This is a genomic window from Leifsonia sp. 10L418, assembly GCF_056395445.1.
Genome location: NZ_JBFTJN010000004.1, coordinates 291455 through 310252, shown reverse-complemented (window position 1 = coordinate 310252; position 18798 = coordinate 291455). Strand labels below are relative to the sequence as shown.

18 protein-coding genes are annotated in these 18798 nt (G+C 66.2%); 2 read left to right on the top strand and 16 right to left on the bottom strand.

Features of this window, described 5'->3' with window-relative positions; translation table 11 throughout:
- Positions 1-459: 459 nt before the first annotated feature.
- Positions 460-1761: a tyrosine--tRNA ligase gene (gene tyrS, locus AC1DCF_RS11650; RefSeq protein ID WP_477211155.1), complete on the bottom strand. Its 1302-nt coding sequence runs from the start codon at positions 1759-1761 to the stop codon at positions 460-462.
- A gap of 165 nt (positions 1762-1926) precedes the next feature.
- Here tyrS and AC1DCF_RS11645 point away from each other — a divergent pair, with 165 nt between their 5' ends.
- Positions 1927-2592: a DNA-binding protein gene (locus AC1DCF_RS11645; RefSeq protein ID WP_477211154.1), complete on the top strand. Its 666-nt coding sequence runs from the start codon at positions 1927-1929 to the stop codon at positions 2590-2592.
- Entirely contained in the window at positions 2589-3209 is a 621-nt protein-coding gene (locus AC1DCF_RS11640) for a hypothetical protein (protein ID WP_477211153.1), read from the top strand. The genes AC1DCF_RS11645 and AC1DCF_RS11640 overlap by 4 nt, the downstream gene beginning before the upstream one ends.
- A 135-nt stretch (positions 3210-3344) precedes the next feature.
- Here the strand turns inward: AC1DCF_RS11640 and AC1DCF_RS11635 are convergent, their stop codons facing one another.
- The 15 genes from AC1DCF_RS11635 to infC all read right to left on the bottom strand — a co-directional run bounded on the left by AC1DCF_RS11635 (position 3345) and on the right by infC (position 18617).
- Positions 3345-3941, bottom strand: a complete 597-nt coding sequence (locus AC1DCF_RS11635) for a DNA-3-methyladenine glycosylase (RefSeq protein WP_477211152.1) — start codon at positions 3939-3941, stop codon at positions 3345-3347.
- A 31-nt stretch (positions 3942-3972) separates the two neighbouring features.
- Positions 3973-5409, bottom strand: coding sequence for an argininosuccinate lyase (gene argH, locus AC1DCF_RS11630; RefSeq protein ID WP_477211151.1), 1437 nt, complete (start codon positions 5407-5409; stop codon positions 3973-3975).
- A gap of 8 nt (positions 5410-5417) precedes the next feature.
- Entirely contained in the window at positions 5418-6617 is a 1200-nt protein-coding gene (locus AC1DCF_RS11625; protein WP_441789934.1) for an argininosuccinate synthase, read from the bottom strand.
- Between the two features lie 99 nt (positions 6618-6716).
- The gene (locus tag AC1DCF_RS11620) at positions 6717-7076 is read right to left on the bottom strand and encodes a hypothetical protein (RefSeq protein WP_477211150.1); all 360 of its coding nucleotides are present in this window, start codon (positions 7074-7076) and stop codon (positions 6717-6719) included.
- Positions 7077-7078: 2 nt separating this feature from the next.
- Entirely contained in the window at positions 7079-8008 is a 930-nt protein-coding gene (argF, locus tag AC1DCF_RS11615) for an ornithine carbamoyltransferase (RefSeq protein WP_477211149.1), read from the bottom strand.
- 61 nt (positions 8009-8069) lie between these two features.
- Positions 8070-9290: an acetylornithine transaminase gene (locus AC1DCF_RS11610; protein WP_477211148.1), complete on the bottom strand. Its 1221-nt coding sequence runs from the start codon at positions 9288-9290 to the stop codon at positions 8070-8072.
- Positions 9287-10240, bottom strand: coding sequence for an acetylglutamate kinase (gene argB / locus AC1DCF_RS11605; RefSeq protein WP_477211147.1), 954 nt, complete (start codon positions 10238-10240; stop codon positions 9287-9289). Before argB ends, AC1DCF_RS11610 begins: the two co-directional genes overlap by 4 nt.
- Before the next feature lie 11 nt (positions 10241-10251).
- Positions 10252-11433 (bottom strand): bifunctional glutamate N-acetyltransferase/amino-acid acetyltransferase ArgJ, encoded by a 1182-nt coding sequence (argJ, locus tag AC1DCF_RS11600; RefSeq protein ID WP_477211146.1) that lies wholly within the window; start codon positions 11431-11433, stop codon positions 10252-10254.
- Positions 11430-12473, bottom strand: coding sequence for an N-acetyl-gamma-glutamyl-phosphate reductase (gene argC, locus AC1DCF_RS11595; protein ID WP_477211145.1), 1044 nt, complete (start codon positions 12471-12473; stop codon positions 11430-11432). The genes argJ and argC overlap by 4 nt, the downstream gene beginning before the upstream one ends.
- Positions 12474-12703: 230 nt before the next feature.
- Positions 12704-15241: a phenylalanine--tRNA ligase subunit beta gene (gene pheT / locus AC1DCF_RS11590; RefSeq protein WP_477211144.1), complete on the bottom strand. Its 2538-nt coding sequence runs from the start codon at positions 15239-15241 to the stop codon at positions 12704-12706.
- Positions 15241-16284 (bottom strand): phenylalanine--tRNA ligase subunit alpha, encoded by a 1044-nt coding sequence (pheS, locus tag AC1DCF_RS11585; protein WP_477211161.1) that lies wholly within the window; start codon positions 16282-16284, stop codon positions 15241-15243. The genes pheT and pheS overlap by 1 nt, the downstream gene beginning before the upstream one ends.
- 121 nt (positions 16285-16405) lie before the next feature.
- On the bottom strand, positions 16406-17206 hold the full coding sequence (locus AC1DCF_RS11580) for a TrmH family RNA methyltransferase (protein WP_441789945.1): 801 nt from the start codon (positions 17204-17206) through the stop codon (positions 16406-16408).
- A 142-nt stretch (positions 17207-17348) separates the two neighbouring features.
- Positions 17349-17735, bottom strand: a complete 387-nt coding sequence (rplT, locus tag AC1DCF_RS11575; protein WP_441789946.1) for a 50S ribosomal protein L20 — start codon at positions 17733-17735, stop codon at positions 17349-17351.
- Positions 17736-17767: 32 nt separating this feature from the next.
- Positions 17768-17962, bottom strand: a complete 195-nt coding sequence (gene rpmI, locus AC1DCF_RS11570; protein ID WP_179577345.1) for a 50S ribosomal protein L35 — start codon at positions 17960-17962, stop codon at positions 17768-17770.
- On the bottom strand, positions 17955-18617 hold the full coding sequence (infC, locus tag AC1DCF_RS11565; RefSeq protein WP_441789947.1) for a translation initiation factor IF-3: 663 nt from the start codon (positions 18615-18617) through the stop codon (positions 17955-17957). The genes rpmI and infC overlap by 8 nt, the downstream gene beginning before the upstream one ends.
- Between the last annotated feature and the right edge of the window lie 181 nt (positions 18618-18798).

The window sequence follows — 18798 nt, the reverse complement described above, 5'->3', positions numbered from 1 at the left end:
TCATCAAACAAAGAATGAAACGAACAAGTCCGTTTGTGTTTTGTTTGGGATTGGCCCCGCTTGAGGCCGCTCAGCTTGCCGCTGACCGAACCTTTGGGGTGACAAGAGATGACTATACGTGGGTTTTCGAGCACCCCGCAAACCGCACCTCATCCCGGGCGTGTCGCCACCCACCGCCACTCGCCCGCCACTCGCCCCCTGCCGCCCGTAGGCCGCCGAACCGCAAGAAATGACGTGTGCGAAACGTTTCCCCCGCATCACTTCTCACGGCTCGACGCACGCCCCGACCTCCGAGGCAGCCCACATCCCGCGAAACTGCAGTTGTCGGAGGCTCAATGCAGCGGAAGCTCCGACAACTGCGGTTTCGCGAATGTGCCGACTACGAGCGCACAACGAAAACGGGCCCCAGCAGAAGCTGAGGCCCGTTCGTACCAAGAAGGAAAGCGAAGAAGGAGAAAGTTACTCGACGAAGATTCCGGCGAGCGTCTTCTTGCCGCGACGCAACACCGCCACTCCCCCGGGAAGAACCGAACCCGCAATGGTCTGCGCTTCGTCGGTCACCTTCACGTTGTTGAGGTAAACCCCGCCCTGGGCCACGGCCCGACGCGCTTCGCCCAAGCTCGAGGTCAGTTCGGTGTCAACCAGAAGCTGCACGACCTGCGCGTTCGGCGCCGTTGTCGTGTTCGGGAGCAACCGCAATGCCGCCTCGAGCGTGGCCGGGTCAAGCTCAGCCAGGTCGCCCTGACCGAAAAGTGCCTGCGCGGCGTGGATCGCAGCATCCGTTGCCGGCACACCGTGAACCAGACTCGTCACCTCGAACGCCAGTGCACGCTGCGCCTCCCGCTTGAACGGCTCTGCCGCCACAGCCTGCTCAAGTCGCTCAATCTCGACGCGATCCAGGAACGTGAACACCTTGAGTCGGCCGATCACGTCGGAATCGTCGGTGTTCAACCAGAACTGGTAAAAGGCGTAGGGGCTCGTGAGCGACGGGTCGAGCCAGACGGCGTTGCCTTCGCTTTTGCCGAACTTGGTTCCGTCGCTGTTGGTGATCAGCGGCGTGCCGATGGCGTGAACGCTCGCACCCTCAGCCTTGCGAATGAGGTCGGTGCCACTGGTGAGGTTGCCCCATTGGTCGCTGCCGCCGGTCTGCAACACGCAGTTGTAGGTGCGGTAGAGCTCGAGGTAGTCGAGGCCCTGCAGCACCTGGTAGCTGAACTCGGTGTAGCTGATGCCTTCGTCACTGTTCAGGCGCGCGCTGACGGCATCCTTCTTGAGCATGGTGCCGACGCGGAAGTACTTGCCGATCTCGCGCAGGAAGTCGATGGCCGAGAGCGGCTCGGTCCAGTCAAGGTTGTTCACCAGCGTGACGGCATTGCTGCCTTCGGCGCTGAGGAAGCGCGACACCTGCGACTGCAGGTAGCCCACCCACTCGGCGACGGTGTCGCGCGTGTTCAGGGTGCGCTCGGCAGTCGGCCGCGGGTCGCCGACGAGACCGGTCGAACCGCCGACAAGGCCGAGCGGATGGTGGCCGGCAAGCTGCAGACGGCGCATCAGCAGCAGCTGCACCAGATTTCCGAGGTGCAGGCTCGGTGCAGTGGGGTCAAATCCGCAGTAATACGTGATCGGCTCACCGGCGAGAAGATCGCGCAGTTCGGTCGCGTCGGTGGAGACGTGAACGAGGCCGCGCCAGGTGATCTCCTCCCACACGTTGTCGAAGGAGGGATCGTTGGTCTGCTGGGTGAGGATGCTGGGGTCTGACACGTTGCCCAGATTACCAGCGCGACGCGCGTCGATTGCGTTCGTGCCGGGGCCACCTTCTTCTGATTGGCGTACCCGATGGTCAGTGAATTAAGGTCAGAAGCTTAATCGATCTTGATTAAGTCTTGTGACTTGATTATGCTCGGTTCGAGATGGAGGCTTAACGCAATGTATGTCGTCACCGCTGATCAAATAGACAGTCGAACCGACCGCGACCGGGCCGGCGAACTGATCCACGCCCTGACCGATCAGTTCGGGCCCGCTTTTGTGCTGCCTCCCGATCAAACGGCGGGCGACGAGATCCAGGTCATGATCGTGGATGCCGCGGCAACGCTTGACGCGATCCTTCTGGCGCATCGCACCGGTCATTGGAGCATCGGCCTCGGCCTCGGATCGGTGCGCACTCCGCTCCCCGCCGCAACACGGCAGGCCGCCGGCACTGCATTCATCGCGGCGCGGGATGCCGTCACCCGAGCGAAACGCAGCGACACCCGGTTCGCGCTAGCCACCCTCGGTGCCGAATCTGAGGCGAGCAGAGACTCAGCCGATGAGCTCGAATCGAACAATCTCGCAGCGGCCGACCTCGAAGCGCTCCTCGGGCTGCTCCTGCTTCTGCGCCAACGCCGCTCGGACGAAGGCTGGCACGCCATCGACCTCGTGCAGTCCGGTCTCAGCCAGGCCAAGGCCGCAACCCGACTCGGCATCTCCACCGCTGCGATCAGTCAGCGCCTCAAAACCGCGAGCTGGCGGGCCGAGCAGGCCGCGCGACCCGCACTCATTAAGCTCTTAACCGACCTGAACCGCCGAACAACCGAGACGGACCCCGCCGCATGAATTTTTACCCCGCCATCGACCTTTTCGGCTACGCCTATTGGTTGTTGCTGATTCTCGTCTCCGTCGCCTCGCTCGTCGCCGCCGCATTCGCCTTCAAGTTCGCGAAACCGGTCTACGCGATCGTGTCGGGCGGAACGCTTGCGGCCGCATTGATCCTGGCGGCCATTCCGAACCCCGATGCGCACAGCTCCTTCGGCACGCTCCTCGGAATCATTGCACTGGCCCTCTCGGTGATCGGCGGTGGCCCGGTTGCCGCCTACTCCCTCCGGCTTGCCACCCGCGGCTCCGTCGCCCCCGGCAGCCACGGCGGCATTCTGGTCGAAAACTCACCCAGCGCTGCCTCTGCCGTGCCGTCCGGTACTCCGGGCGAGGGCACCGCGGTGCACGAGGTGCTGCGCGGCGGCCTGGCCATCGGCATCCTGGAACGCCTCGCAGTGACCGGTGCGATTCTCGCCGGCTTCCCGGAGGCGATCGCCGTCGTCGTCGCGATCAAGGGTGTTGGCCGGTTCACCGAGCTGGCGGCATCCGAGGCCCGCGAACGGTTCATCATCGGCACCCTCGCCAGCCTGACCTGGGCCTGCGCCTGCGCGGCGCTGGTGTCGCTCGCGATCGCGTAGCTGATCTCGAGAGTCTCGATCGGCGGACTTTCGGTGGTCGAGCTTGTCGAGACCACGCGTGCCGATCTCGAGAACCGGTCACCGGCTCTCGACAGGCTCGATCACCGGTGCAGCTCGATCACCGGTGCAGCTCGATCAACGAGATTTCGGATGTCGCTTGTACGGCGACACCGACGGCTCCCCCGGCATCCAAAACCGCCACGGAAACTGTTCCGCAGCGCCGCCGTCGCCACCGACACCGGTGCGCGGACCGGTCAGGTACGCCACCGGATGCTCCGGCAACGTCAGCTCGAACGGCTCGGCGAACAGGTCGGCGCCGTTTTCATCGAGCCTGATTCCGAGCGCAACGCTCAGGCGGGCCGGGCCACGGGCGAGGTCCCGGTCCGACCGCGAGGTGGGGCGCCGCTCGCGAGCCAGTTCGACCCCCTCGACCACGTCGCCCGCGCGCAGCAGCAGACCCGACGCCTGCCCCACCGGTGAGCACACCACATTCGCGCAGACGTGCATGCCGTAGGTGAAGTAGGCGTAGAGATGGCCGGAGGGGCCATACATGCTCGAGTTCCGGGCGGTCTGACCGCGGAAGGCGTGCGAGCCGGGATCGACTCCCCCGCCGAGATACGCCTCGACCTCGGTCAAACGCACCGAAACGCCCGCGTGCCGGAGCACGGCGCCGAGCAGAAATGGAGCGGCCTCGACCGCCGGCTGATCAAACAGCGTGCGATCGAGGCCCATGAGCGTCGCGGTGCGATCTACTCGGTTGTGATTATTCGGTCAGCGCCGTCGCCAGAACACGCACGCGTTCCACGAGGTGGGCGCGCTGCTCGGCGACACGAACGGGAGCGGTGCCCCCCTGTCCGTCGCGACTTTCAACTGAACCGCGGATGGTCAACACCTCGCGCACCTCGGGAACAAGGTGCACCGAGATGGACTGCAACGCAGCGTCGTCGACCTCGTGCAGGTCGAGTCCGTGATCTTCGGCGTATTTGACCAGCGAACCGGTGATCTCGTGAGCATCACGGAACGTGACGTGACGTTTGACCAGCCATTCGGCGACATCCGTGGCCAGGGAGAAGCCCTGCGGGGCGAGCTCGGCCATGCGCTCGGTGTGAAAACGCAAAGTTGCGATCATGCCGGTGAAGGCCGGGAGCAACACTTCGAGCGTTTCGATCGAGTCGAAGACCGGCTCTTTGTCTTCCTGCAGGTCGCGGTTGTACGCGAGCGGCAGACCCTTGAGCGTGGTCAGCAGACCGGTCAGGTTTCCGATCAGACGACCCGACTTGCCGCGCGCGAGCTCGGCGATATCGGGGTTCTTCTTCTGCGGCATGATCGACGAACCGGTCGAGTAGGCGTCGTCGAGAGTGACAAAGCCGAACTCTTTCGTGTTCCAGAGGATGATCTCTTCGGCCAGGCGCGACAGATCGATACCGATCTGGGCGGTGATGTAGGCGAACTCGGCGACCAGGTCGCGGCTGGCGGTTCCGTCGATCGAGTTCTCGACCACAGCACCGAACCCGAGATCGGTGGCGACCAGACGCGCATCCAGCCCGAGCGTGTTGCCGGCGAGTGCACCGGAACCGTAGGGCGAGAAGTCGGCGCGACGGCTCCAGTCGGCGAAGCGTTCGAGGTCACGCACAATTGGCCAGCAGTGCGCGAGCAGGTGGTGCGAAAGCAGAACCGGCTGAGCGTGCTGCAAGTGGGTACGGCCGGGCATGATCGCGTCGGCGTGCGCCTCGGCCTGCGAGGCCAACGCGTCGATGAGCTCGATCAGCAGGGTCGCGAGCTTTGCGGCGTGGTCGCGCAGCAGCATCCGGATGAGCGTGGCGATCTGGTCATTGCGGCTCCGGCCGGCGCGGAGTTTGCCGCCGAGCTCGACACCGGTCAGATCGATCAGGCCGCGCTCCAACGCCGAGTGCACGTCTTCGTCGGTGGCTGCCGGATGGAATCGACCGTCGATGACGGCTTCTTCCAACGTGTCGAGTGCGCCGATCATGCCGGCGAGCTCGTCATCGGTCAGGTAGCCGGCCGCAGCCAGCGCCCGAGCGTGAGCACGCGAACCACGAATGTCGTATTCGGCCAGCTGCCAGTCGAAATGAGTCGACTTGCTCAGCCGAGCCAATTCGGGCGAGGGCCCGCCGGCGAAGCGGCCACCCCAGAGGGCGCCCGCTTCACCGGCACGGTTTGCGACGTCGTCGCCAGACATGCGGATGCCTACTTGCCGGCGAGGTCGCGGCGTGCGGAGATCTTGCTCGGCAGCGACCACAGATCGATGAAGCCCTTGGCCAGCGACTGGTCGAAGGTGTCACCGGTGTCGTAGGTGGCGAGGCTGAAGTCGTAGAGGCTCTGCTCCGACTTGCGGCCGGTCACGACGGCGGTGCCGCCCTGCAGCTTCAGGCGGATGTCGCCGGAAACGTACTTCTGGGTGTGGTCGATGAACGCGTCGAGCGAACGCTTGAGGCCGGAGAACCAGAGACCGTCGTAAACGAGCTCAGACCACTTGGCTTCGATGGAACGCTTGTAGCGGTTCTGGTCGCGCTCGAGCGTGACGTTTTCGAGCTCTTCGTGCGCAGCGATCAAGGCGATGCCGGCGGGAGCCTCGTAGACCTCACGGCTCTTGATGCCGATGAGACGGTCTTCGACGATGTCGATGCGGCCAATGCCGTGCTTGCCGGCGAGGGCGTTCATGGCGACGACCATTTCGAGCGGGGTGTGCGGCACACCGTCGATGGCGATCGGAACACCCTGGTCGAACGTGATGACGACCTCGTCGGCTTCACGGTAGACGCTGGGGTCCTGGGTGTACTCGTAAAGGTCTTCGATCGGCGCGTTCCACGGGTCTTCCAGGAAGCCGGTCTCGACCGCGCGGCCCCAGACGTTCTTGTCGATGGAGTACGGGTTCTTCTTCGACTGCAGAATCGGCAGGTTGTGCTGCTCGGCGTAGATGATCGCCTTGTCGCGGGTGAGTGCGAGGTCGCGCACGGGGGCGATGCTGGTCAGGTCGGGCGCGAGCGCGGCAACCGCGGCCTCGAAGCGCACCTGGTCGTTGCCCTTGCCGGTGCAACCGTGAGCAACGGAGTCAGCGCCGAGTTCCTTGGCGGTGGAGGCGAGGTACTTCGCGATCAGCGGACGGCTGAGGGCGGAAACCAGCGGGTAGCGCTTCTGGTAGAGCGCGTTGGCCTTGAGCGCCGGAACGATGTAGTCGTCGGCGAACTCGTCTTTGGCGTCAACGACGATCGATTCGACGGCGCCGCAGTCGAGTGCACGCTGACGGATGTCATCCATGTTCTCGCCGCCCTGTCCCACGTCAACGGCGAGGGCGACGACCTCTTTGCCGGTTGCGTCTTTGAGCCAGCCGATGCCGACCGAGGTGTCGAGTCCGCCCGAATAGGCGAGGACGATGCGTTCAGCCATGGTTCTCCTTCAGAATTGATCACTTCGAGTTTACGCAGGTTACGGCTGGTGCCGTGCCCGGGTCTATCACTGGATGCCGCGCGGGCGACGAACGAGTTGCTACTCGTTCTCGTCGTCGATGTCGGCGATCAGGTCGTGCACGTCGGCTTCGAACTCGCCGGCCACCTTCTCCAGGCGGGCACGCAGCGCGGCCGCTTCGGCCGGGGTCGTGGTAGCCGAGTCGGCGGCGATCAGCAGACGGTCGCGCAGGATGCCGACGGTATCGAGATCGCCGTCGCTGATGACGCCCTGGCGGAGTTCGGCGCTGACGCGCCTGACTCGGTCGAGGGCGGAGCTGAGCTCGGTCGCCGCCGCGGTGATGACCCGCAGGTCGTCGGCATCCGTGTCGCTCAGCAGTTGGTCGAGCAGGTCGAGGTAGGCGGCAGCGGCGAGCAGGTTGTCGCGGTCGTTGTCAGTCATGATCAGGCCGCGTTCTGAGCGAGGAGCCAGACGAGCAGAGCCTTCTGCGCGTGCAGGCGGTTTTCGGCTTCGTCCCAGATGATGCTCTGCGCGCCGTCGATGACGTCGGCGGTGACCTCGAAGCCGCGGTCGGCCGGGAGGCAGTGCATGAAGTGGGCGTCGGTCTTGGCCAGCGACATCAGCGCGGTGTCGACGCGGTACTCGCCGAGGTCGGCCAGGCGCGCCGCCTTCTCTTCTTCCTTGCCCATCGACACCCAGGTGTCGGTGATCACGATGTCGACACCGGCGACGGCCTCGGCCGGGTCGGTGAACAGCGTCACGGAGCCGCCGGTCTGAGCGGCGATCGCCTCGGCATCCGCGACGACCTGCGGGTCGGGCGAGTAGCCGGCCGGCGATGCGATGCGCACGTGCATGCCGGCGGTGGTGCCGGCGAGCAGATAGGACTGGGCCATGTTGCAGGCGCCGTCGCCCAGGAAGACGAGGGTCTGCCCGGCGAGTTCGCCGCGGTGCTCACGAATGGTGAGCAGATCGGCGAGCAGCTGGCACGGGTGGAATTCGTCGGAGAGTGCGTTGACGACCGGAACCGTGGTTCCCTTCGACATCTCTTCGAGCCCGGCCTGGCCGTAGGTGCGCCAGACGATGGCGGCGACCTGACGCTCGAGCACGCGTGCCGTGTCCGACGCCGTTTCCTTGCCGCCGAGCTGGCTGTTCGCGGTGCTGATGATCAGCGGGATGCCGCCCAGGTCGGCGATTCCGACCGCGAACGAAACGCGTGTGCGGGTGGAGGACTTGTCGAAGATCACCGCGACCGTCTGCGGCCCGGCGAGCGGCTTGACCGCAAATCGGTCTCGCTTCAGTTCCAGTGCAAGGTCGAGGATCTCGGCTTGTTCGGCCGGAGAGAGGTCATCGTCGCGCAGGAAATGGCGGGTCACGGGATCACTTTCGGTTGTGTCTGAATCTGTGTCTGGAATCAGACGGGGGGTTTGGACAACTCTAAAGGCTGGCGAGGGCAGACCGGAATCGTCGCTCGAACTCGGCCAATTCAGCGTCGCCGACGATCAACGGGGGTGCGAGCCGAATCGTCGAGGCATTCGGGGCGTTGACGATAAGCCCGTTCGCCATCGCGGCGGCGGCGAGCTCGGCGGCGACGGGTTGTGACAGGCCGAGGCCGAGGAGCAGGCCGCGGCCGCGCACCTCGGTGATCAGCGGCGAGTCGATGCGGGCGATGATCTCGCGCAGCTGCTCGCCGCGGCGGGCGGAGTTGGCGACCAGGTCGTCGGTCTCGATCACCGTGAGCACGGCGTTCGCGGCCGCGGTGGCCAGCGGGTTTCCGCCGAAGGTCGAGCCGTGCTGGCCACGGCTGAACAGGTCGGATGCCGCGCCGAAGGTGACCAACGCACCGATCGGCACACCGCCGCCCAGGCCCTTGGCCAGGGTGAGGGCATCCGGCTGGAGACGCTCGTGCTGAAAAGCGAACCAGTCGCCGGTGCGGGCGACGCCGGTCTGGATTTCGTCGAGAATCAGCAGCACGCCGTGCGTGGTGCAGAGTTCGCGGGCCCGCGCCAGGTATCCGGCGGGAAGGTCGAAGACTCCCGCCTCGCCCTGTACGGGTTCGACGACGAGGGCTGCGACGGTGTTGTCGATTGCTGCTTCAAGCGCCTCGATGGTGGGTTCGATGTGGTCGACTCCGCCGGGCACCGGCAGGAACGACTCACGCATCGCCGGCTTGCCCGAGAGGGCGAGACCACCCATCGTGCGGCCGTGGAACGAATCGGTCAGAGTCAGGATGCGGGTACGCGAGCCGTCGCCACTGTTCAAGCGGGCGAGTTTCAACGCTGCTTCGTTCGCTTCGGTGCCCGAGTTCGCGAAGAACACCCGGCCCGCGGCGCCGGCGCCGGTCAGGCGCTGCAGGCGTTCGGCGAGTTCGATCTGTGGCGGCGAGGCGAAGTAGTTCGAGACGTGGGCCAGGGTGGCGACCTGCTCGGAGACCGCGGCGACGAGCGCCGGATGCGCGTGGCCGAGGGCGTTCACGGCGATTCCGGCGAGAAAGTCGAGGTACTCGGTGCCTTCGTCATCCCAGACGTAGCAGCCTTCGCCGCGCACGAGCAGGGCGAGCGGCATGCCGAACACCGGCAGCAGGGAGTCGCTGTAGCGCTGCTGCCAGGTCGCGGGTGCGCCGTTGGTGCTGTCGCCGTTCAGGATGTCGGTGCTCATGCGGGTACCACCTCGGTGCCAATTCCATCTTGCGTGAAGATCTCGAGCAGGATCGAGTGCGGGATGCGACCGTCGATGATCGCCGCCTTCTCGACTCCGCCGTCGACGGCGTCGAGGCAGGCGGTCATCTTCGGGATCATTCCCGATTCGAGGCTCGGCAGCAGTGCGCGGAGCGCGCTCGTGTCGATACCGGAAACGAGCGAATCCCGGTTGGGCCAATCGCTATAGAGCCCGGCGACATCGGTGAGAATCACGAGTTTGGCGGCGCCGAGAGCCACGGCGAGGGCCCCGGCGGCGGCATCCGCGTTGACATTGAGGGACTGGCCCGGCACGTCCTCGTCGGGCGCGATCGAGGAGATGACGGGAATGCGGCCGGCGTTCAGCTGGGCGTGCACGGCTTCGGGATCGACGCCGACGACATCGCCGACGAGTCCGAGGTCGACCTCTTCGCCGTCGATGACCACGCCGCGGCGGCGACCGCGGAACAGGCCGGCGTCTTCCCCGGAGAGGCCGGCGGCCAGCGGGCCGTGCTCGTTGATGTGGCCGACGAGGTCGCGGTTGATCTGCCCGGTGAGCACCATCCGCACGACCTCCATCGCCTCGGGGGTGGTGACGCGGTAGCCGCCGCGAAACTCGCTTTCGATGCCGAGCCGGTCGAGCATCGCCGAGATCTGCGGGCCGCCGCCGTGCACGACGACCGGGCGGATGCCGGCGTAGCGCAGGTAGACCATGTCCTCGGCGAACGCGCGCTGTAATTCTTCGCTGACCATGGCGTTGCCGCCGAATTTCACCACCACGATCTGGTCGTGGAAGCGCTTCAGCCAGGGCAGCGACTCGATCAGGGTCGCGGCCTTGACCGCGGCTTCGGCGGGGGTGTTCGTGTCGGCGGCGGAGTCCGCTGCGGGAGTGTCCGCGTCGGCGGCGGACTCCGCTGCGACCGGGCTCGTCATTTCGTCGCCCATCAGCTGGAGTACGCGCTGTTCTCTTCGACGTAATCGTGGGTGAGGTCGTTCGTCCACAGGGTCGCTGCGGCCGATCCTTCGTGCAGGTCGATGACCACCGAGACGGCGCGGGGCTTCAGGTCGACGAGCTCGCGCGGCTGGTCGGGCTCGCCCGCCGTGCAGACCTGCACGCCGTTGATCGCGACGTCGATGCCGTACGGGTCGAAGGCGGCATCCGCCGGGTCGACGGTTCCGACGGCGGCGAGCACGCGGCCCCAGTTGGGGTCGTTGCCGTAGATGGCGGCCTTGAACAGGTTGCTGCGGGAGACGGCGCGGGCGACGCGCACGGCTTCGTCTTCGCTGCCGGCGTTCTGCACGGTGATCGCCACATCGTGGGCGGCGCCTTCGGCATCCGCCTGCAGCTGCAGAGTGAGGTCGGTGCAGAGCGCGGTGAGCGCGTCGGTGAACTCGGTGAGGTCGGCGTCGATGCCGCTGGCGCCGGAGGCGAGCAGGCTCACCGTGTCGTTGGTGGACATGCAGCCGTCGGAGTCGAGGCGGTCAAACGTGACTCGGGTTGCGGCGCGCAGGGCCACGTCGAGCTGCGGGGAGCTGAGAACGGCGTCGGTGGTGATGACGACGAGCATGGTGGCCAGTCCGGGCGCGAGCATGCCGGCGCCCTTGGCCATTCCGCCGATCGTCCACCCGGTCGGCGAGCGGTGGCTCGACAGTTTCGGCCGGGTGTCGGTGGTCATGATGGCCTGCGCGGCGGCCAATCCGGCGTCGGCGGATGCCGCGGCATCCGTGGCCAGGGCGGCGGTCGCCTCCTGCACGCCGGCGGTCAGCTTGCCGAGGTCGAGCTGTTCGCCGATCAGGCCGGTGGAGCAGACGAGCACGTCGCCGGCGGACACCTCGAGCGCGGTTGCGACGGCTTCGGCTGTGGCGTGCGTGGTCTGGAAGCCGATTGTGCCGGTGTAACAATTGGCTCCACCGGAGTTCAGCACGATGGCGCTGACCCGGCCGTCGCTCATCACCTGCTCGCTCCAGAGCACGGGGTTGGCCTTGCAGCGGTTGCTGGTGAAGACGGTGGCCGCGTTCTGCAGCGGGCCGAGGTTCTGCACGAGCGCGAGGTCGAGGCCGCCCGACTTCTTGAGGCCGGCGGTGACGCCGGCTGCGATGAATCCGGCGGGGGCGGTCACACTCACGGGGCAACTCCATTCACGCTAAGTCCCGAGGTTTCGGGGAGTCCGAGGGCGATGTTCGCCGATTGGATGGCGGCACCGGCGGTGCCTTTGGCCAGGTTGTCGACGGCGGTCACCGTGACGACGCGGCCGGCGGCCTCGTCGACGGCGAGGCCGATCAAGGCGGTGTTGGCGCCGAGTACGTCGGCGGTGCGCGGAAACTGCCCGGCCGGCAGTAGCTGCACGAACGGCTCGTTCGCATAGGCGTTCTCCCACGCGGCGCGCACCTCGGCGGCCGACGTGCCGGGCACGATGCGCGCCGTCGAGGTGGCGAGGATGCCGCGCGACATCGGCACGATCACGGGCGTGAACGAGATGGTCGGGTCGACGGCCCCTGCCCAGCGCAGGTTCTGCTGGATTTCGGGAATGTGCCGGTGCACGCCGCCCACCGCATACGGGTTGGCGGAGCCGAGGATCTCACCGGCCAAGTTCGGAACCTTCAGCGCCTTGCCGGCACCCGACGGGCCGACCGCGAGCACGGCGACGATGTCGGTCGCTTCGATCACACCGGCGTGGATGCCGGGGGCCAGGGCGAGCGAGACGGTGCTCGCGTTGCAGCCGGGGGCCGCGATGCGGCGCGCGCCGACGAGGCGGTCGCGCTGTTTCCCTGTCGCCAGCGGGAGTTCGGGAACGCCATAGGCCCAGGCGCCGTAGTAGTCGCCGCCGTAGAACGCCGCCCAGTCGCTCTCGCTTTCGAGGCGGTGGTCGGCGCCGCAGTCGACGACGAGTGTGTCGGCGGGCAGGTGCGAGGTCAGTTCGCCCGACTTGCCGTGCGGCAGCGCCAGAAAAACGATGTCGTGACCCGAGAGGGTTTCCGGCGTGGTTTCGACGAGAGTCAGGTGGGCGAGGGAACGGAGATGCGGTTGTACATCGACCAGTCGGGCGCCGGCGTTGCTGTTCGCCGTGACGGTTCGCACCTCGAAGTCCGGATGTCCGGCGAGCAGCCGCAGCAGCTCACCGCCCGCATAACCGCTTGCGCCCGCCACTGCTACCGAAAAAGCCATAGAACAAACCTACCGGCCCGGGCTGAGCCTGGTGTCCTCGCTCCCCTGCCACCCGCATCCGTGCACCGTCCCCCGCGAAAATCGCCGTGCATCGTTCGCCGAGCTTGCCCGTTCCGGTCGAGTTGCCCTGTTGCGCCAGGCAAACTCGACCGCAAGTGTCAAACTCGGCGGATGCGACGGGCCAGGTTCGGCCCGTTGGGATTACGTGGGATTGCTTGGGATTACGTGGACTACTCGCGCAAGCTTGCGTTGAAACGCGCCGCCGCGACGGAGACGCCGTCGAGCTTGGCCGCACTGGCCTCTGCCGCGGTCAGCGTGCGATCCGGCGCCCGGAAGCGCAGTGCGAAGGTGAGCGACTTGAGACCCGACGGAACGCCGGCGCCCCGGTAGTCGTCGACGAGTTCGATGTGCTCGAGCAATGCACCCGCGCCATCCTGCACGGCGGTGAGAACGTCGCCGGCCGGCACCGAGGCGTCGACGACGAGCGACAGGTCCTGCGTCGCCGCCGGCTTCGTGCCGATCGGGCTGGCGACGATCTGCGGATCGCTCAGCTCGATGATCAGTGACAGGTCGAGTTCGGCAACGCCGACAACGCTCGGAAGCTCGGCCGCGCGGGCGACGGCGGGCAGCAGCTCGCCGGCGTATCCGACGACCACATCTTCGCCCTCCACGCTCACGAACAGTTCGGCGGTGCGACCCGGGTGCATCGCCTGGTGGCTGCCCTGGCGCACGCCGATGTGGGCACCGGTCGCGAGGGCAATCTGCTGCACCGCGGCGAGGGCGTCTTCCCAGCTGGCCGCGATCGGAGTCTGGCCGGGCTGGTGGGTGACCACGTTGCCGGTGAGCACGACGCCGACGAAGTGCGGCTGCGGCGGGATGCCCGCGTTCAGCTCGTCCTCGAGGGCCGCGCTCGGGCGTACCGCGCCGGCGGGCAGGGTGGCCGCGCCGTAAGTCACGCCGGGCTCCGGACGGAAGACCAGGCCCTGTTCGAAGATCGACAGGTTCACCAGGCCGCGCGAGCGATTGCGGTGCGCGATCTGCAGCAGGCCCGGCAGGATCGAGGTGCGCAGGAACGGCACCTCACCGTCAAGCGGGTTGGCGATCTTGATCTGGGGAACTCCGCCGGCAACCGGTGAGCCGAAGAGGTCGTTCTGCTTCTCCGACACGAACGGGTAGGCGAGCACCTCGGTGTGACCGGCGGCGGCCAGGGTGGTCGCGACGGCACGGCGCAACACCTGGGCGCGAGTCAGCCCCCGGCCGGGAGGCGCGATCGGCAACACCGACGGGATGCGGTCATAGCCGACGATGCGGGCCACTTCTTCGGCCAGCGTCCACTTGTCGGTCAGGTCGGGGCGCCAGCTCGGCGGCGTCACGGCAAGTCCGGTTGCGGTTTCGGCCAGAGAGGCGCCGATCTCGGCGAGCGAGGTGCGCACCTCTTCTGCCGTGTACTCCAGGCCGATCAGGCCAGAGATGAAGCCCTTCGGCAGATCGATGGCGACGGCGTCGGGCGTGGCGTCGTGCAGCGAACCGAGATCATCGGCCACTCCCCCAGCAAGCTCGACGAGCAGCTGCACGACACGGGCGGCGGCAACAATCGCGACCTCCGGGTCAACGCCACGTTCGAAGCGCTTGGATGCCTCGCTCGGCAGCTTGTGACGTCGCGCGGAACGCGCAATCGACACGGGGTCGAAGTTCGCCGACTCGATCAGCACGTTGCGGGTGGTGTCGCCGACCTCGGTCGAGGCGCCGCCCATCACGCCGGCGAGGGCGATCGGGCCGGAGTCGTCGGCGATCAACAGGTCTTCGGGGCTGAGCGTGCGGGTGACGCCGTCGAGCGTCTCCAGCTTCTCGCCCGGCTGGGCGCGACGCACGAGCATGCCGCCGGCCAGCTTGTCGAAGTCGTAGCCGCCGATCGGCTGGCCGAGTTCGAGCATCACATAGTTCGTCACGTCGACGACGAGCGACACCGAGCGCATGCCGGCCAGCTTCAGCCGGGCGATCATCCAGGCGGGGGTCGGCGTGCTCGGATTAACGCCCCGCACGACGCGGGTGACGAACACACTCGCGCCGACGCGGCCGCGAATCGGCGCCGCATCGTCGATGGTGACCGGGAACTCGGAGGCGGCCGTGACGGGTGGAACCGACAGCGCCGGGTCGCGGAAATCCACGCCGGTCGCGTGCGAGTACTCGCGAGCAATGCCGCGGATCGAGAAGGCGTAGCCACGATCGGGCGTGACGTTCACCTCGACGGCGGCGTCGTCCAGACCCAGCAAACTCAGCGCATCCGCACCCACCGGCGCATCGAGGCCGAGCTCGACCAGGCGCAGGATGCCGTCGTGCTCGTCGCCGAGACCGAGCTCGCGGGCCGACGCGATCATGCCGTCGGACACGTGACCGTAGGTCTTGCGGGCGGCGATCGGGAACGGGCCGGGCAGCACGGAGCCGGGCAGGGTCACGACGACCTTGTCGCCGACGAAGAAGTTGTGCGCTCCGCAGACGATGCCGTGGACGGCCGGGCCGCCGTCGGCGGCAAGCGCGGTCCCCTCGGGCGCGACGCGCACCTGGCACCAGCGGATGGTCTTGCCGTTGGACTGCGGTTCGTCGACGAATTCGAGCACCTCACCGACGACGACCGGACCGGTCACCTCGAATCGGTGAATCTCTTCTTCTTCGAGGCCCACACTGACCAGGGCAGCATGCACGTCTTCCGGTGTGGTTCCGGCTTCCAGGTCGACGTACTCGCCGAGCCAACTCAGTGGAACGCGCATCAGACGTTCATCCCGTACTGCTGGCTGAACCGAACATCGCCCTCGACCATGTCGTGCATATCCTTTACATCGTTTCTGAACATCAGTGCCCGTTCGACGCCGACGCCGAACGCGAACCCGGAGTACACCTCGGGGTCGATTCCGGCCGAGCGCAGCACGTTCGCGTTGACCATGCCACAGCCGCCCCACTCAATCCAGCGGGCCCCGCCGGAGAAGGTCGGGTGCCACAGGTCGAGCTCGGCGCTCGGCTCGGTGAACGGAAAGTAGTTGGGGCGCAGGCGCACTTTGGCCTCGTCGCCGAACATCGCCTTGACGAAGTGGTCGAGCGTGCCGCGCAGGTGAGCCATGGTCAGGCCCTTGTCGATGGCGATGCCCTCGATCTGGGTGAAGACCGGAGTGTGCGTGGCGTCGAGTTCGTCGGTGCGGTACACGCGACCCGGGGCAACAACGTAGACCGGCAGTTCACGACTGAGCAGCGCGCGCAGCTGCACCGGCGAGGTGTGGGTGCGCAGCACGAGGTGCGCGTTGGTCGGCTCGATGAAGAAGGTGTCCTGCATCGCGCGGGCCGGGTGGTCCTCGTCGAAGTTGAGCGCGTCGAAGTTGAACCATTCGCTCTCGAGCTCCGGGCCCTCTGCGACTTCCCAGCCCATGCCGACGAAGACGTCGGCGATGCGCTCCTGCAAGAGGGGCAGCGGATGACGCGCCCCGGCCGTCCAGGTGGAGGCGGCGGCCGTCACATCGACGGCTTCAGCCGCGAGCTGAGCCGTGGCTTCGGCCTCAAGAATCCCGGTTTCCTGCGCGGTGAGCGCCTGGTTGACCCGGCCTCGGGCGGCGCCGACGAGCTTGCCGGCGGCGGCCTTCTGGTCGCCGGGAACGCTGCGCATCAGCGCGTTGAACTTCGCGAGCGGAGAAAACTCGCCGGTGTGCTCGGTGCGCACGGTCTTGAGGGCAGCGGAATCGGTGGCTGCGGAAATGGCGGCGAGGGCGGCATCGACAGCCGCGCTCACGCCTGATTCAGTAATTTCAGCGGGGTCGCTGTTCATAGGCTCTGACACGAGACCCAAGTTTAGTGCGTACGGCCACCGGCGCCGTTGTGTGAGTGGGATCACTCAGGCAACGGGACCGATGGCCGCGGATGCTGCTGTGCTGCGCGGGTTCTCGTGCTTAGCTGCGCTGCGCGAAGGCACTCTCGTAGAGGCACACCGACGCGGCCGTCGCCAGGTTCATCGACTCGGCGTGGCCGTAGAGCGGCACCGAAACCGAGGTATCGGCCAGCAACAGGTCGTCGTCGGTGAGCCCACGCGCCTCGTTGCCGAACAGCCAGGCGGTGGGCTTGGCCAGGAGGCCGGAGTTGCGCGCCTCCAGGAGGTCGCCACCCTTGACATCCGCAGCAAGAATCTGCAGCCCGGCGGCACGTGCACGCTCGCGCACATCGGCCAGGTTGGCGCCGACGGCGACCGGGAGGTGGAAGATCGAGCCGGTGGAGGAACGCACAACCTTGGGGTTGTAGAGGTCGACGCTGCGACCGGTGAAGATCACGGCATCGGCACCGGCAGCATCCGCTGCTCGGATGATCGTGCCGGCGTTGCCGGGGTCGCGCACCTCTTCGAGGATGGCGATGAGCTTGGGCTCGTCATTGAAGATGTCTTTGACCGAGGTCGGGAACTGGTGGCAGACCGCGACGAAACCCTGCGGGGTGACGGTGTCGGCCATCGCGTCGAGCACCTGCTCGCTGACGAACTCGATGTCGACGCCGGCGTCGGTGGCCAGCTGAGCGATGTCGGTGTAGCGCTCGAGCGCGGTCGGGGTGGCGAACAACTCAACGACCAGGTTGGGGCGGAAGGTCAGTGCTTCTGAGACAGCCTGGGGGCCTTCGAGAAGAAACATTCCCGTCTCTAAGCGAGCGGCACGCTTTTCGAGTTTGGCAACGGCGCGAACGCGCGGGGAACGGGGGTTATCAAGCATGGGTCAAGCCTACTTGAGGCTTTCTCGCCCGAGGTGCGTTAACCCGAGGTGCGTTGAGAGGTGCGTTAAAACAGAACGGGAGCAGGCGGTGAAGCCTGCTCCCGTTCGGAGGTAAAGCGCGGGCGTGAGCCCGGGGGTCTGACTACGCAGCAACCTTAGGTGCCGAGGTGTCAGCCGGAAGAGCCTTCTTGGCGGACTCAACGAGAGCCGCGAACGTGGCGGGCTCGTTGACGGCCAGCTCGGCCAGCATGCGACGGTCAACCTTGATCTCAGCAATGCCGAGGCCCTGGATGAGACGGTTGTAGGTCAGGCCGTTGGCACGTGATGCCGCGTTGATGCGCTGGATCCACAGGCGACGGAAGTCACCCTTGCGGGCGCGACGGTCGCGGTAGCTGTAAACCAGCGAGTGTGTGACCTGCTCCTTGGCCTTGCGGTACAGGCGCGAACGCTGTCCGCGGTAGCCCGAGGCGCGCTCAAGGATGACGCGACGCTTCTTGTGGGCGTTGACGGCCCTCTTTACTCTTGCCATTTTTCTATATTCCTAACGAGATAACGAGGGTCTTAGTGACCGAGAAGCTTCTTGGCGGTCTTGCTGTCAGCCTTTGACAGGACCTGGTCCTGGTTCAGGCGAGCCTTGCGCTTGGCAGACTTGACCTCCAGGTTGTGACGCATTCCAGCCTGCTGCTTCATGACCTTGCCGCTACCGGTGATCTTGAATCGCTTCTTGGCCCCGGAGTGGGTCTTCTGCTTAGGCATTCTTTTCCTCCTGTTTCGCTGCTTTATCAGCAGCACGGTGTGCGAGGGCCTCGCCCTTGACCTCTGACTTGTTCTTCAGAGGGCCAATGACCATGACCATATTTCGACCGTCGATGGTGGGGGTCGATTCCACAGAACCGAACTCCGCCACATCCTCGGCAAATCTTTGAAGCAGACGTACGCCCTGATCGGGACGTGACTGCTCACGTCCACGGAACAAGATCATTGCTTTGACCTTGTCGCCGGCCTTCAGGAAGCCCTCGGCGCGCTTGCGCTTGGTTTCGTAGTCGTGCTTGTCAATCTTGAGGCGGAAACGAACCTCTTTCAGGATCGTGTTCGCCTGGTTGCGCCGGGCTTCTTTAGCCTTCTGCGCAGCCTCGTACTTGAATTTGCCGTAGTCCATGATCTTGGCAACCGGCGGCTTAGACGTGGGAGCTACTTCGACGAGGTCGAGATCTGCTTCCTGTGCCATGCGCAGGGCAACATCAATGGCCACGACCCCGATCTGCTCACCGGCGGGGCCGACGAGACGAACTTCAGGGACGCGGATACGGTCATTTGTACGGGGATCGCTGATGCGTCGCTCCTCTTTCTCAATCTTCGCGGCTACAACAGGTGACGGATGTCGCCCGTGACGAAGTGAGAAATCACGCATATGACTTGCACGAAATTGATTTCGCCAAACCACACACGACACCCTGTCTACCGCCTCGCTACTGAACCCAGTGCCGAGCCGGCGGAGTGCAAACTACCCGGTAACCTTGATGAAGCGGTCAAGCGCGGGTGGGAGATTATCCACTTTCGTACCGGAGCTATTGCCCCGGAGCCGCGTCGAG

Coding starts and splice junctions, on each gene's coding strand:
- AC1DCF_RS11645 (WP_477211154.1), top strand. CDS start 1,927: ATGTATGTCGTCACCGCTGATCAAATAGACAGTCGAACCGACCGCGAC.
- AC1DCF_RS11640 (WP_477211153.1), top strand. CDS start 2,589: ATGAATTTTTACCCCGCCATCGACCTTTTCGGCTACGCCTATTGGTTG.
- AC1DCF_RS11635 (WP_477211152.1), bottom strand. CDS start 3,941: ATGGGCCTCGATCGCACGCTGTTTGATCAGCCGGCGGTCGAGGCCGCT.
- argH (WP_477211151.1), bottom strand. CDS start 5,409: ATGTCTGGCGACGACGTCGCAAACCGTGCCGGTGAAGCGGGCGCCCTC.
- AC1DCF_RS11625 (WP_441789934.1), bottom strand. CDS start 6,617: ATGGCTGAACGCATCGTCCTCGCCTATTCGGGCGGACTCGACACCTCG.
- AC1DCF_RS11620 (WP_477211150.1), bottom strand. CDS start 7,076: ATGACTGACAACGACCGCGACAACCTGCTCGCCGCTGCCGCCTACCTC.
- AC1DCF_RS11610 (WP_477211148.1), bottom strand. CDS start 9,290: ATGAGCACCGACATCCTGAACGGCGACAGCACCAACGGCGCACCCGCG.
- argB (WP_477211147.1), bottom strand. CDS start 10,240: ATGACGAGCCCGGTCGCAGCGGAGTCCGCCGCCGACGCGGACACTCCC.
- argC (WP_477211145.1), bottom strand. CDS start 12,473: ATGGCTTTTTCGGTAGCAGTGGCGGGCGCAAGCGGTTATGCGGGCGGT.
- pheT (WP_477211144.1), bottom strand. CDS start 15,241: ATGCGCGTTCCACTGAGTTGGCTCGGCGAGTACGTCGACCTGGAAGCC.
- pheS (WP_477211161.1), bottom strand. CDS start 16,284: ATGAACAGCGACCCCGCTGAAATTACTGAATCAGGCGTGAGCGCGGCT.
- AC1DCF_RS11580 (WP_441789945.1), bottom strand. CDS start 17,206: ATGCTTGATAACCCCCGTTCCCCGCGCGTTCGCGCCGTTGCCAAACTC.
- rplT (WP_441789946.1), bottom strand. CDS start 17,735: ATGGCAAGAGTAAAGAGGGCCGTCAACGCCCACAAGAAGCGTCGCGTC.
- rpmI (WP_179577345.1), bottom strand. CDS start 17,962: ATGCCTAAGCAGAAGACCCACTCCGGGGCCAAGAAGCGATTCAAGATC.
- infC (WP_441789947.1), bottom strand. CDS start 18,617: ATGCGTGATTTCTCACTTCGTCACGGGCGACATCCGTCACCTGTTGTA.